The organism is Sphingomonas phyllosphaerae (assembly GCF_036946485.1).
Classification (GTDB): domain Bacteria; phylum Pseudomonadota; class Alphaproteobacteria; order Sphingomonadales; family Sphingomonadaceae; genus Sphingomonas; species Sphingomonas phyllosphaerae_E.
The window spans coordinates 246457-260106 of record NZ_JAQIJA010000002.1; the positions used below are offsets into that span (position 1 = coordinate 246457).

The window sequence follows — 13650 nt, forward strand, 5'->3', positions numbered from 1 at the left end:
CCCTGGCTTTGCGGGCGGGAGGTCAGGCGAAAGCGCGCAAGGCGTGAACAGGCCCGGATGGCGGCAAGCCATGGACCGTCGCATCAAGCGCGATCCACCGGAGGAACCCCCGTCCGAGGAACGTTATCGCGTCGAAGGCAGGTCTCCTGGCTCACGGGTCAACGCGGTGGCTCCGGCCTTCCCAGGCTCCTTGCGGGAACCCAGTGACACGAAATGGAGCCGCCGCTCGCCGCTTACAGTTGCGGGGGCAGCGCCGGATTCTGCCCCGAAAGACACCACCGGCTTCCCGTCTTAGCCCCATCGCCATGCCTGGGATGGGGAACCTCGACGTGGTCGTTCAACACCATCGGTCCGAAGCTGTCAACAACGATATAAAGATATCTTTATATGATGGTTTGACGTCGTGACACTGACCAGCGGATTCGCGCCATTGCAGCATCAGCGCCGCAGGCGCAGGCGCAGGCGCAGGCGGGATTGAGGTGGCGGAGCAAGCCTAAGCCAGCGTGTCCCCGCCCTCGACTTCGCCATAGTAGAGCTTGCCGATCTCGATTTCCGGTCGACCCTGGCTTACACGGTGGGCGTTGGTGTCGCGCAGCGAGTAGACACAACCGCAATATTCCTGCTGATAGAACTGCTCGCGCTTGGAGATGTCGATCATGCGCGCGGCCCCGCCGCCCTTGCGCCAGTTGAACGTCCAATAGTCGATACCGGGATAGTGCGACGCCGCGCGCTCACCCGAGCCGTTGATCTGGTTCATGTCCTTCCAGCGCGAGATGCCGAGCGACGAGGTGATGATGGGAAAGCCGTTCTCGTGCGCGTAGAGCGCGGTGCGTTCGAACCGCATGTCGAAACACATCGTGCAGCGCTCGCCGCGCTCCGGCGCCCATTCCATGCCCTTGGCCCGCTTGAACCAGTTCACCGTGTCATAGTCGGCATCGACGAACGGCACGCCGTGGTCCTTGGCGAAGCGGATGTTCTCGTCCTTCCGCAGGAGGTATTCCTCCTTGGGATGGATGTTCGGGTTGTAGAAGAAGATGGTGTAATCGATACCGCTGGCGGTCATCGCTTCCATCACTTCACCCGAACACGGCGCGCAGCAGCTATGCAGCAGAACCTTGGTCTGGCCGCCCGGTGGTACTAGCGTGGGTCGATCGATCGGCGTCATGATATTTTCTCAGGTGTTGCAGGCGGCTTCGAGCAAGCGGAAGCGCAGGGTCGTTCTATCGGGTTGAAGCATAGTGGCTGATCCAGTCCGCCGTCTTGCCGATATTACCGAATGGATAGAAGTGAAGTCGCACCGCACCATGTCCGATCGTCAGACCGGCAGCGAGACGATCCACGAACTTCTCCGGTCCGGACGTTCCCAATAGCTTGGTGGCGGAGATGCCATATTTTGCCAGGATGGCGGTCGACGCACCCACGCCGCACTGAGCGGCGAACCGCATCAACGTCGCTACGCCCGCCGGACCGGGAACACCGATCCGCACCGGATGATTCAATCCGCGTTCGCGAAGACCTTCCAGCCAACGCAGGACGATGTCCGCGTCGAAGGCGAATTGGGTGACGATCATCGGCGACATGCCGCGCTCCTCAATGCTTCGACACTTCGATTCGAGCACGGCCCAGCATTCCGCCTCGCTCATGACCGGATGGCCTTCGGGATGCCCCCCGATGCCGATCGTATTGACCCCACACCGTTCGAAAGCGCCCGTCGCGATCAGGGAGGCGCTGTCGGGGAACGGCCCGAGTGGATGGGGCGGGTCGCCGGCAACGACGAAACAGCGCGTGATGCCGCCGCCAGCAACCGTCTCGGTCATGAAGCCGTCAAACGCGCTGGCCGAAGTGATCCGTCTGGCGGCGAAATGCGGCATCGGCTCGAACCCGAGCCGACGAACGGTCCGTATCGCTGCGACACGCGCTGCCTTGTCGTCAGTGGGCAGGAACGGGATCGCTATCTGCGTCGAAGGCGGGAGCGCTTTCGCCACCTGTACCAGCCCAGAGACATCCCTGACCGTCACTTCCAGCGAATAGTCATCTGTGATGCAGGGGCGGCCATGGGGTGAGGCTGGTTGAATGAGCGGCGGGTTCATCGTCTTCTGTATGCAGAGGGTGGCCGGCTGACACCGCGCTCTCACCTAGCCTCAATGGGCCGCGTTTTCCATGTTCGCGCCTGCGATCATCGGCACTGCCATGATCCAGGCCCTGCGCCGGCGAGGCAGGAGCGATGGACGGAGATAGGGTGACACCGTAAGCGAGCGCATCCCTTCCGCCGCCAGCCACGCTTTCGGAGAATAGCGAATGTCACGATCCTACACGCTGGTTGTCGACTGTCCGGACCGCCCCGGCATCGTTTACAGCGTCAGCAGGATCATCTTCGAGAATGATGGCAACATCCTTGAATCACGGCAGTTCGAAGATCGTGAGACAGGCCGCTTCTTCCTCCGCGTCGTCTTCGAAAGCGGGTGCGACCAAGCCGTCCTGGCAGATGCGGTCGCGACCCTCGGCGAGGGGTTCGACATGGATTGGAAGCTGGTGCCGACAAACCAGCCCGTCAAAGTCCTGATCCTGGTGTCGAAGTTCGATCACTGCCTGGCGCATTTGCTCTACAAGGTGCGGATCGGAGAGATTCCCATCGAGATCGTCGGAATCGCGTCAAACCATCCGGCCACCGCGCTGACCGCAACCGATCTTCGAAACATTCCCTTCCACCATTTGCCTGTTACGCGCGATACCAAGGCGCAGCAGGAAGCCGGCATCAAGGCGTTGGTGCAAGACAGCGGTGCCGAGTTGGTCGTGCTCGCACGCTACATGCAGATCCTGTCCGATGACCTGGCCGCCCATCTGTCGGGCCGCTGCATCAACATCCATCACAGCTTCCTGCCCAGCTTCAAGGGCGCGAAACCCTATCACCAGGCTCACGCCCACGGCGTGAAGATGATCGGCGCGACCGCGCATTACGTCACCGCCGATCTGGATGAAGGACCGATCATCCATCAGGGCGTCGAAAGCGTGACCCATGAGGACTCCCCCGATGATCTCGTTCGCAAAGGGCGCGAGATTGAAAATCAGGTTCTGGGACAGGCCGTTGCCTGGCATGTGGCGCACAGGGTTATTCGGAATGGCAAGAAGACGGTCGTCTTTAAAGGCTGAAACGCTCTCGGCTTATGGTGCGAGTGGTGAGTTGCGCTTTTTCTGATTGGGAACGTGATGCCGGGTTAGCGGGTGACTGCATGCGCAGGCACCCGGCGACAGGCTTGGCTCTTCCGAGACCTGTTCCCGATTGTGTTTTCCCGAAATTGCGGATCGGCGATGGAGAATTGGAACGAGCACACAAACCCCACGCGCCCGATGTCGGGAGCGGGGGTGGCTGATTGAACGACAATCTGAGCGGCGCTTACTGTCTGGCGGCTTAGCGGCGATCAGGCGGCGGCTTCCGGCGAATCCGGACGTTCGGACCCACTCATGTGAACGGCAATACCTGGTCGCCTGCCGCCGACAGGTTCCCAATAGCACGGCCCATGATACGCAGTCAGTGCCTTCCGCGTACCGGCAAAATGGCTGGCACCGGTAATGTGCTGTCAACATGCACCCTAATTCGCCTTGCCCCCGCGGCGGGGCAAACCACCTCGGACAAATGCGTTGCTAAATATGCCTTTTACGTCATATTTGAGTGATCAGGTGTTTTGATGTGTATGGGAATGAAATGAAGGTCGTCGGCAGGGTATTCGAGCCACAAACGGACAGTTCGGAAGTCGCTGACCATCATATCGGTCATCGTCTGCGGGAGCTTCGTCAGCTTGCCGGCTTGACCCAGGCTCAGATCGCTGAGCGTCTACAGATTGGCCAATCGTCGGTAACGCGAATGGAGGGGCGCAGGGATCTGCGCATCTCGACGCTACGAGACTATCTCGGCGCTATGGGGGCTAGCCTTCGGATCAATGCCCATTTCCACAATGCCGCTGACATGATCAACAGCCTTCGAGAGGCTGATTACCGCTTCGAGCAGATTGATGAGAATCAGCTTTTGCTTCCGATTGTCGGCGAGGATCGGCTTCCGCCGCACCGTGACGTCGTCTTCAGCATCAAGCCGGAATATAGTCGCAAGATCACGACCGGTGAGAAGACAATCGAACTGCGGCGGCGATTCCCAATGTCGGTCCCCGTCGGGACGACGGCGCTGATCTACGAGACCAGCCCGACGCGCGCGCTCGCTGGGATCGCAGAGATTGGCGAAGTACATCGTCGCGAGCCTCAGGACATTTGGAAGAACTTCGGTGAACAGGCCTGCATTACTCGCAAGGACTTTGACGTCTATTTCGCTGGTGTCGATCGCGCATATGCAATCGAGCTGAAGCACGGACGTCGCCTGCCTAGAGCGCTTGAACTCAGCGAACTTCGTGAGCGATTTAGCTTCGAACCGCCACAATCGTTTCTTTACGCGACTCCTAAGCTGCGAGAAGCCCTCCTGTATGAGTTCTCCCAGGTACCTTATTGACACGAACGTCTTCATCGGCCTGGAAGACCACGCCGAGGTATCACCTAACTTCGCCGCCCTGCAGCAGCTGGCGGCGCGGCATGGCGTTGAGATATTCGTGCATGAAGCCGCGATCGACGACATCAAGCGGGATAAGGACGATGCTCGCCGACGCGTCGCGCTGAGCAAAATAAAAAAATTCCCGGTCATCAAGAAGATGGCCGGCATCGACAAGGCAATGCTAGAAGCGAAATTTGGCACGATCGGCCGCCCCAACGATCTCGTGGATGCCACTCTGCTTCATGCTCTCGAGATCGGAGTAGCCGACTTTCTCGTCACCGAGGATCAGGGGCTGCACGCACGTGCGGAAAGAATCTCTCCAACGTTCGGTGCACGGGTGCTCTACGTCGCAGACGCGGTCGCCTTCCTGCGCACCACGTACGAAGCAGTCGCCGTGGTCTTCCCGGCCATCGTCGAGATGGAGGCGAACACCATCTCGCAGAACGACCCAATCTTCGCCAGCCTGCGCGGGGACTATCCCGGCTTCGACATATGGTGGCGCGAGAAGTGTGTCAGACCGATGAGGAAGTGCTGGGTCGTGATGGACGACGACAGCGTGGCAGGCCTCGTTGTTCGCAAGGACGAAAAGCCGGGCGACACCGATGCGACGCTTTCTGGAAACAAAATCCTCAAGATCTGCACCTTCAAGGTTCGTGCCGAGAACAGGGGTGTGAAGCTGGGCGAGTTGTTACTGAAGCAGGTTCTCTGGTACGCTCAGTCGAACAAGCACGACGTTGTATATCTGACAACCTTCCCCGAGCAGAAGACACTCATGTCGCTGCTTGAGTATTACGGCTTTCGCCATACGCATGACAATGCGAACGGAGAGCTAGTTTTCGAAAAGCAGCTCAAGCGCAGCCATCTGCGTCCCAAGAAGAACATATCGCTATTTGATCTGGCGCGCGAGAACTATCCCCGGTTCGCGACCGGTATTGGCGTCTGTGCCTACGCAATCCCGATTCAAGAGGAATTTCATGAGATCCTTTTCCCCGAACTGGCCCAGAGGTCGCAGCTAAGCCTATTCAGCGACACTGGCTTCCTCAGGCCGGGAAATACGATTCGAAAGGTCTACTTGTGCAGAGCACCAGCCCGCATCTCGCAGCCCGGCGCGCTGCTGTTCTTCTACAAAGGCAAGTCCGGGGCTCAACCATCTCAGGCCATCACCACGGTTGGGGTGTTCGAAGAGATGAAGCTGGCGCGGTCTTATGAAGATTTGCGTCGCCTCGCCGGCGGTCGCTCGGTCTATAGCGACATGCAGCTCCGGCAGCTCGCCGCTACCGAGGCGCGGCCCGTGAAGGTAATCAACTTCCTGCTCGCGGCTCATCTCGAACCACCCGTCCCATTGGCCAATTTGCTTGCTAGCAAGGTCTTTGCGGGAGGTCCGCCGCAGTCGATCAAGACCTTGGTCGCCGCGCAACAGATGTCGGTGCTCAACCAAGGCTCACTGGGCTTCACCGTTTGAGCATGCGCATTGCCCTTCTCGGCCTCTCGGGGGTCGGCAAGTCGACGCTCATCGGACGTCTGCGTCAAAGCGTTCAAATCCTCCACCTCCAAGCTAGCGCCCTGATCAAGGCTGAGCAGGCCTATCGGGCTCAGCATGCAGATAGCTCCGAAGCGCTGCGTCTCGGTGCCGTCATGGACAATCAAGACCTGATGATTGCCGCCTACAAACGCGAAGCCCAGGTCACTACGTTGCCTATCATCTTCGATGGGCACAACGTGATCGACGGGCGCGATGGACTGGTCGAGATACCAACATCTGTCTTCAGGGCGCTCGATCTGAACGTGATCTGCTATCTCTCTGCCAATCCTGAATGGATCGCCGAGCGTCGTCAGATGGATGTTGGTCGGGCCCGTCCGGCTCGCGATGCGGTGACGCTGGCCGAGCATCAACGGATCGCTTGCAGTGCGGCCGAGCGGATCGCCGGAGAGATTGGCTGCGATTTCGTGGCGATAGCAGACGACAAAATTGATCTTCTTCTCGAGCTCGTCGGCTAATCAAACGCGACGCGGATGCGTGAGCTGTGGCGGATCAGCCGAGGGCCAGAGTCCAAAGCCTCGGCATTCCGGGCATTCCCGGGCGCATGAACGAAAGAACGGTTGCCGCGCGCTCCGCCGAAAAGCGGTCAGGCCGCTTACCACCACCCTCAGACACCCAGCTGGGATGACCAAGCCCGCCGCTAACGCAACAAATCCGGGGTCAAAAGGGCAAATGATGGGCATCGGCGTAGGCCGTTTTCCGCTTCAGCTCCCGAGATCGTACTGCCAAGCTTGTGAGAGCTTGAAGTCCCACGGTTGCCACGCCGTGGGATTCCGGACCGCCTCAGGCGGCCTGAAGCGTCGTCATCATCATCGTCTCGACATCCATGATGATCATCAGATCTCCGATCGTCGAAACGATCGGCGCATGAGCGGGCTTGCGCTCGGCGGCGGCGCGGACCGCGTCCATGGCGATTGCGTAGCCTTCCTCATGGTAAGAACCCGTCATCTCGCGAACGAGCAGTCGGCCCTTGGTGCTCATGCGCACCACCGCGTTCAGTTCCGCAAAGACGAGGATCGCAGAGCTTCGCCGATCCTTTTTCCAGAGGCGCCCGTCGGGGAGGACCGCCGCCTTCGCCTCACCATCTGTGATGACAGCGAGCATCGTGACGGGGCCATCCCCGATTAGATCCGGATCAAAGGCTGAGAAAAGGATGTTGTAGTTTTTGGCTAGCGCAAAGTCCGCCAGTGACTTCTGATCGGCTTCAGTCGGCGTTGTACCGCCCATGAAGATCGTGTCGGCATCGGCGGTTTTCTTGCCGGTGTCCTTGGCCATCTCGCGCGCGATGGACATCAGCATGTGGTTGACGTCGTGCTGGTCAAGCGTGTTCTTCATGTCTTGATCCTCCTTGGCGCCGGTCGGCGCACTATTTTCGTCGGTTCGCTCGAACCACCGAGTGGTAGGGTCTATTTATTTCCAGTTTCTTGCCTCGGGCCGAACCCGAGGCCGAGACTGAGATGTCGGTACCTTGCGAAGCGCACAGACCTGCGGAAGCGTCATGGTCTTCGTCGATCATGGGACGAGACGCTTGCCTGCGCGGCGTCTATGCGGATGAGGTATGGCCAGTAGATTTCGTCTTCGATCAACTCGCGACTAGGTTCCGGCTACGCGTTGTGAGCGAAATGGTATCATCAGGCGGCTTGCGACCAGATGTGGCATTGCGCAGCGTCATAGACGGCATCAGGGCACATGACCTGCCGCGCCAGCCAGGCGCTGGCCCGCTCCATGCCTTCGCTCAGATCGTCGGCGGGCTTGCCGTCGATGTGGAGGATCTCGCTGGGCGCCAGCCGAAAGTGCCCGCGGACATGCGGCTGCGGCATCACGCGTCCACGGTTGCCGGCCTTGGACAGCCACAAGCTGCAGCCGGTCTGGATGTGGCAGAGGCCGTCGCGCGGCAGGAACACGGCGACGTCGGTCAGTGCCGGGGCAGGGCCGGTGCGAAAACCAAGGTGCAGCACGTCGGCGTTGGTCTCCACAGCGTGGCGACCCATCTTGATCTGGTCTTCGATACCGAGCGCGTCCCCAGCGGTGATGGCGACGCCGAGCTTCAGCTTGCGGGTGCCGAGCAGCAGCTTGACGACGGCGCGGGTGACGGCGGCTTCGAAGGTCGTGGTGGTCATCATCGTATCTCCTTGTTTCATCCCCCGTGTCGGGGGCGCATTCTCGTATTCGCTGTTCTCAACCCTGCTCGGACCGGCGGCAGGCGCTGACGATCTCGGCGGCGGCGCGCTCGAGCCCGGCCATTCGCTCACCGACGCTGTTCCAGGGCGCGGGGATCGACACTTCGAGACCGCGGGTACGGACCTGGACGAAGAGGTCGGCGTGTGCGGGCACCAAGTGCAGGCCAGAGGCCGCGTCACGGTAGAAGGCGAGGTCGGGCACGAGGATCGGTCCCGTCACCGAGTGCAGCGCGACGTCGGCGCGCACGGGCTCGAGCACCTCGGGGTGGAATCCGTGCCTGACGAGGACGATGTCGCGCTTGCGGGCCTTGGCACAGCGCATCAGCGCGTCATCGAAGAGCCGCTCGGAGATCGGCGTCGCAATGACGATGAGGTTGTGCTCGAGGCATTCCACCCCGGCCGGCAAGCCGGTGTTGCCGGCGAAGGTGTACGGATCGTCGGGGCCGAGTTCAGCGAGGAGATAGTTCAGGAGCGCGACCGACGCGGTCGGCAGCGTATCGTGGAGGGTAGGGTGCATAGGGGAGGGCGCCTGCGATTAGCGTGATCCCCGGACCGGCCGGTCCGGATCAGGCCCCTTCGATTTTCATCTATCCTCGGGGCTTCGCTTCAGCCCCGCCTGTTGATCTCACCCGCCTGACAGCGGTCGCGGCCGTCACGGAACACGAGGTTGCCGATCACCGCATAGCTCCAGCGATCAAGCGTGCGGGCGCTGTCCGCGATGGTGCTGGCACCACGAACCGCCGCAGGACAATGTGCCTTGGCCATGGCCGGCACCCAGCCGGCGATCACGCCGGCAGGCTGGCGCTGCCACCATTGTCCGGCGATTGCCGCGGTGAGCAGCAAAGCCGCGGCGATGCGGAATACCTGCGGCTGTGCGCGTCGCTTCATTTTCTTTCCTCCAGCGGATTGTCGATGCTGGCGTCGATAAGCTTGTTGAAAAGTCGGTGATTTCGCAGACGTGGCACGTTTGCGTTGCCGCATGTTGCGGCAGATCGAGCGCGATTACGGCACGGCAGGACTTGGTTCGTTAACCGGTCCGGCCTACACAAGCCCGGTTCGCCAGCAGGCGGACCGAGGCGTGGAAACCTCGTCGATAAGTAGCCGAATGCCCGGCCCGAACCAGTTTCGGCCGGGGAGCGGGCGTGTATGTCCAGGGCGCAAGCCTAAAGACGCTCGCGCCTGTCTTATCGCAGGTTTCCAATCTCCGGCTCACGGGCCGGCATCGCCTTGTTTCTACGGGGCGATGCCGCCGGCTGGGGAAGCCAGGCCTCGCCCGATATGGGGGATGCACATGGTTGCGGGATTGAGCCGGCGGTGGCGGAATGCTCTTCAAACGACGTCGATGATCTCGGGCGCGTTGCTAGTTGCCGCCTGCGGCGGTGGCGGCGGCGTCAACTCGTCGGGCTCGACCCCGGTGGGCACACCCGCACCGACGCCCACGCCGCCCCCGACACCGGCTCCACCGCCCAGCGCGGCCGATAGCGCCGAGTACAAGGCCTCACGCGCGATCGTCGGCGCAAAGGCCGCCTATGCCTATGATCGCGGCATCACCGGCAAGGGCGTGACGATCGCGGTCATCGACACTGGCATCGCGACCAACAATCCCGAATTCACGGGCCGCATCTCACCCGACAGCAAGGCGTTCGAGGCCAAGATCGCGCGCTGTGCCACTTGCGCTCCCGAGATGGTGACCTTTCCACTCGACGATGTGAAAGGTCATGGCACCCAGGTCGCATCGGTCGCGCTTGGCGCCAGAAACGGCAGCGGCGTGCACGGCATGGCCTATGATGCAACGCTGCTCGCGCTCAAGATCGCGGCGCCTGATCTCGAGAATGTCACCGCTACCTCGGTGATCAAGGAGGGCGACGGCGCGAACGCCATGAACATCGCGCCTGCCATCACCTATGCCGTCGACAAGGGCGCCCTCGTCGTCTCGATGAGCCTTAACGGCGTGGCCGGCGGTACGATCGTCGCCGACCAGCGTGCGGCGATGGATCATGTCGTTAGGAACGACCGCATCCTCGTGCAGTCGGTTTCCAACTTCGTCGATGACCAAAGTGCGGCTCCGGGCACCATTACGCGCGACCTCGTCGGCGACCAGTTCGAGAACAAGGCGAACTTCCTCTTCGGTATCCGTGTCGATGCCAGTCTGCGTGCGCCCACCGGCAACGGCCTGCCCGGCGAACTCGCCGACCGTACGTTGGCGGTCGTCGCGACCGACGTGCAGGTCACCGGCATCGACGGGCAGTTGGTCACGGTGACCGGCAACAGTTTCGCGGCACCTGCGATCGCCGGGGCGGCGGCACTGCTCAAGCAGTACTGGCCGCAACTCGGCGGCAAGGCAATCTCGCGCATCCTGCTCGATACCGCCACCGACCTCGGCGACAAGGGTGCCGACCAGCTCTTCGGCGCAGGGCTGCTCAACGTCGAAGCGGCGATGAAAGTGCAGGCGCCGGCTAGTGCGTTCGCGGCAGCCGACACGGTGCTGGCGCGCTATTCGTCGCTGACGCTGTCGGGGCCGTTTGGCAGCGGCAGGCAGCTGTCGGACCAGGTTGGGCGCATGACCGTGTTCGACCGATACGGGCGTGATTTCACGATGACCGGCACCAATGGCCCGCGCCACCGCAGCGCGGGATTGCTGGCAGGCACGATGCTCGGCGCCGTCAATCCGGCATGGCTGGCTGCCGGGTCCGGTGATGGCAGATTGGGCTATACGTCGACGACGATCGGGCCATGGGGCGGCGTCCGGTCGAACAGGCCGGCGACGATCGCCTTTTCGCCGTCGGCCGGACAGATGGTGACACTCAGCGCGAACGTTGCGGTCGGGCAGGGCAGCGGTATCGCCGGCTCAGCGCTGCGCGGCGTCTTCGCCACGCCGGTTGGCACGTCCTCATCATGGACGGCAAATGGCTGGTCGGCAGGTTTTGCCTCGGGCGCCTCTCGGAGCGACCGAGCAGCGTTGCGCAGCGTCTCGCTCATGACGCCGCTTGGGCTAGGCGTCGAGCTGTCCGACCTTGCCGAGCGCGGTCAGGTGCTCGGGCTGCGCGGAGCTGTTGACCTTGCTCTGATCGGCGGTCGCACGACACTGGCGACGCTCACAGCCAGCCGCAGCATTGCCGGCCTATTGCTGTCGGCCCGTGCAACCGCGTCGACGACCCGGGTCTCGGGCGGATCGGACCTGCTGCGCTTTACCGGCCCGATGACCGGGAGCGCCTTCGCCATCGACGCTGCGCATCGTCTCGGGCGAGGCACCGTGACGCTGGGGCTGTCGTCGCCGCTGCGGCTGGAGCGGGCGTGCGCGGTCGTTGAAGCGCCGGTGACGTACGATTTAATGACCGGCGCGCTCGCTACGCGGATGGCAACCGTCGACCTGACGCCGACCGCACGGGAGATGGATGTCGAGCTCGGCTGGTCGGCTGACTTGTCACCGGCCTCGTCGCTGCGGCTCGGGCTCGCGCACGCCTTCGATGCCGGACACGTTTCGGGCGTACAGGACACCGCCGGCTTCGTCGCGCTGGTGCTGCGATGATCGGGATCGTGCGCGCGCGCGCGCCGCCTGTGACTGCGTCAACCCAACCATAGAACGACCACCACCATCGGACCCGCACCGCCGGAATGCATCTCGGCGAACGACGACGTGCGACCGGACAATCCCAAGGATAGATCATGATGACGAGGATCACCGCCAGCGCCGCTTTGGCTCTTCTCGCCGCCTGTGGCTCGGCGTCCGTTGCCGAACAGGACGCAGCGGCGCAGACCCGAGCCGGGGCTAAGCCGCTCGATGTCGCGGGCGTGCGGATCGGGATGACCGCCGCCGATGTGCAAACGGCGCTCACCCGTGACGGGTGGAAGGTCGAGACTTCCTCGGGGCGCGACTGGGCAGTGACCGTCGAGGAGGAAAAGCGGCGTCAGCGCGGCGAATCATCGTTCGATCTGCCGCGGAACGGCATTGCCACGATCCAGGCGAAGAAGGGTGATGAGCAGTTGATCGTCGAGTTCAAGCCGGTGCCGTGGGGCGCAGTGGTAAAGCTCGTCAAATACGAAGCGCCGATGGCCGGCCGCACCGGTGCGCAATTCCGTACGCAACTGACCCAGCGTTATGGTACGCCAACCCGTGCTTCTCCCCCGTCAGCGCCGCTCGACATGACCTGGTGCAGCGGTGGCGAACCGTGCCGTTCGGTATATGGGACTACCAAGCTGGCACTCCATGCCGAAGAGGATGTGTACCACAAGGCCAAACTCGCTCTGCTGGAGGGCGGCGATGCCGAGCGGAGCTGGCAAGCCAGCGTCCAGCGCGCTGCGGGAGGCGGAACGGCGGCGAAATCATCGTTCTGATCCTGCGAGACGCCGATCGCGCGTTGACCTCCCGGCTGCCCGGCATCTCGGGCGAACCTCGCATGACGGCGCGCGTTTGGCCCGAGCATCGTCGCTACAGATCTGGCCAGCAGGATACACCTGCTGGCCCAATCTGATAACCTAGGGTATGGAACCAGATTAACCATATTCTGTTAAGGTGCGCGGGCTGACGCGCTGTCACTGCAGCGGGAAGGTTGATGGTGCCGGCGGGAGCAAACCCGGCATCTGGCCGAGGCGGGGCTTCTCCCCGCCTCGGCAGTGCTTCACGCTATGGGCACGTTCCGACCGCCCACGCGGTTGGCATCTTCGCATAGTTTGTTGCCGTTGCTCGGTCACAGTGGTGGCCGATCGCGCCTGGTCCGGCTGACACCCGAAAATGCCTGGGTGTTCGGAAACTGTTGCAGCCGACCGGGAAGCAACGCCGGCGGCGCCATCGTGCTATCGGGCGGAAAACCTGCGGAAGCCATCGACTTGCAGGCGCTCCATCATTGCTCGTCCCACAGGGTGCGACGCAACTCGGCGCTGGCCATGGCGAGCCCCTGCAATCGTTCGACCGGGTTGGCATAGGGTGTCGGATCGCTCGGGATGAGCCCGCTGCGTCCCATCACGATCGACTGACCATGGCGGGCAACCGGCACCAGCGCCGCCGCCCGGTTCTTGCAGCGCCATAGCAGCAAGTCGCTGGCATGCTCGGTACGATCATCAAGGTGCAGGATCGCATCGAAGCGGATCGCATGCGGGTGACCGGGCTCACGCAGCGAGACGAGGATCAGGTCGCTTTGCGCTTCCCTTGCGATGGCGTCGGCGTTCAGCACAGCCTGGCCGATCGGACCGGCGGCGCCGGCGATGATGAGGTTGGCGGCGGGGACCTGCACGCAGCCGGCAGGCACATTCGAGGAGCGCGCCGGCTTGAAGATGGCGGGGGCCGGCAGGTGCGGCAACAGCCCGAGCATAACGCGCACAACAGGCGAGCCGATATGGAGGAGTTCGATCAGGGCGATCATGATGGTATCCGGGAGCGTGCCCGGCGAGGCACGTGC

The 13650-nt window shown here is 62.5% G+C and carries 13 protein-coding genes and 1 riboswitch; of the genes, 6 read left to right on the forward strand and 7 right to left on the reverse strand.

The genetic code is table 11. The features are described from left to right. Nucleotides 1-119 precede the first annotated feature (119 nt). Nucleotides 120-341, reverse strand: a riboswitch (cobalamin riboswitch). 152 nt (nucleotides 342-493) lie between these two features. Then, nucleotides 494-1165, reverse strand: a complete 672-nt coding sequence (locus PGN16_RS06650) for an epoxyqueuosine reductase QueH (protein ID WP_335308622.1) — start codon at nucleotides 1163-1165, stop codon at nucleotides 494-496. 55 nt (nucleotides 1166-1220) lie between these two features. Continuing rightward, entirely contained in the window at nucleotides 1221-2090 is an 870-nt protein-coding gene (locus PGN16_RS06655) for a methylenetetrahydrofolate reductase (protein WP_335308623.1), read from the reverse strand. A gap of 208 nt (nucleotides 2091-2298) precedes the next feature. On the opposite strand from PGN16_RS06655, the gene purU reads away from it, so the two are divergent. From purU to PGN16_RS06675, 4 genes are all read left to right on the forward strand, one after another. Further along, nucleotides 2299-3150, forward strand: a complete 852-nt coding sequence (gene purU, locus PGN16_RS06660) for a formyltetrahydrofolate deformylase (protein ID WP_335308624.1) — start codon at nucleotides 2299-2301, stop codon at nucleotides 3148-3150. A 553-nt stretch (nucleotides 3151-3703) separates the two neighbouring features. After that, nucleotides 3704-4495, forward strand: a complete 792-nt coding sequence (locus PGN16_RS06665) for a helix-turn-helix domain-containing protein (protein ID WP_335308625.1) — start codon at nucleotides 3704-3706, stop codon at nucleotides 4493-4495. Continuing rightward, nucleotides 4470-5996: a GNAT family N-acetyltransferase gene (locus PGN16_RS06670; RefSeq protein ID WP_335308626.1), complete on the forward strand. Its 1527-nt coding sequence runs from the start codon at nucleotides 4470-4472 to the stop codon at nucleotides 5994-5996. The genes PGN16_RS06665 and PGN16_RS06670 overlap by 26 nt, the downstream gene beginning before the upstream one ends. Before the next feature lie 2 nt (nucleotides 5997-5998). Continuing rightward, nucleotides 5999-6532 (forward strand): ATP-binding protein, encoded by a 534-nt coding sequence (locus PGN16_RS06675; RefSeq protein ID WP_335308627.1) that lies wholly within the window; start codon nucleotides 5999-6001, stop codon nucleotides 6530-6532. A gap of 325 nt (nucleotides 6533-6857) precedes the next feature. Here PGN16_RS06675 and PGN16_RS06680 read toward each other — a convergent pair whose 3' ends face one another. The 4 genes from PGN16_RS06680 to PGN16_RS06695 form a co-directional block, all read right to left on the reverse strand. Next, a complete protein-coding gene (locus PGN16_RS06680; RefSeq protein ID WP_335308628.1) occupies nucleotides 6858-7409 on the reverse strand; it encodes a hypothetical protein in 552 nt (183 codons plus the stop codon). Nucleotides 7410-7705: 296 nt separating this feature from the next. After that, nucleotides 7706-8194 carry a hypothetical protein gene (locus PGN16_RS06685; protein ID WP_335308629.1) on the reverse strand — a complete coding sequence of 163 codons (489 nt, stop codon included), beginning with the start codon at nucleotides 8192-8194 and terminating at the stop codon, nucleotides 7706-7708. Nucleotides 8195-8252: 58 nt separating this feature from the next. Continuing rightward, nucleotides 8253-8771 carry a hypothetical protein gene (locus PGN16_RS06690; protein WP_335308630.1) on the reverse strand — a complete coding sequence of 173 codons (519 nt, stop codon included), beginning with the start codon at nucleotides 8769-8771 and terminating at the stop codon, nucleotides 8253-8255. Nucleotides 8772-8860: 89 nt separating this feature from the next. Beyond that, nucleotides 8861-9142 (reverse strand): hypothetical protein, encoded by a 282-nt coding sequence (locus PGN16_RS06695; RefSeq protein ID WP_335308631.1) that lies wholly within the window; start codon nucleotides 9140-9142, stop codon nucleotides 8861-8863. A 91-nt stretch (nucleotides 9143-9233) separates the two neighbouring features. Here PGN16_RS06695 and PGN16_RS06700 point away from each other — a divergent pair, with 91 nt between their 5' ends. Both PGN16_RS06700 and PGN16_RS06705 read left to right on the forward strand, forming a co-directional pair. Then, nucleotides 9234-11783 (forward strand): S8 family serine peptidase, encoded by a 2550-nt coding sequence (locus PGN16_RS06700; RefSeq protein WP_335308632.1) that lies wholly within the window; start codon nucleotides 9234-9236, stop codon nucleotides 11781-11783. 140 nt (nucleotides 11784-11923) lie between these two features. Further along, on the forward strand, nucleotides 11924-12589 hold the full coding sequence (locus PGN16_RS06705; RefSeq protein ID WP_335308633.1) for a hypothetical protein: 666 nt from the start codon (nucleotides 11924-11926) through the stop codon (nucleotides 12587-12589). Between the two features lie 506 nt (nucleotides 12590-13095). On the opposite strand, the gene PGN16_RS06710 is transcribed toward PGN16_RS06705, so the two are convergent. Continuing rightward, nucleotides 13096-13614 (reverse strand): hypothetical protein, encoded by a 519-nt coding sequence (locus tag PGN16_RS06710; protein ID WP_335308634.1) that lies wholly within the window; start codon nucleotides 13612-13614, stop codon nucleotides 13096-13098. Nucleotides 13615-13650 lie beyond the last annotated feature (36 nt).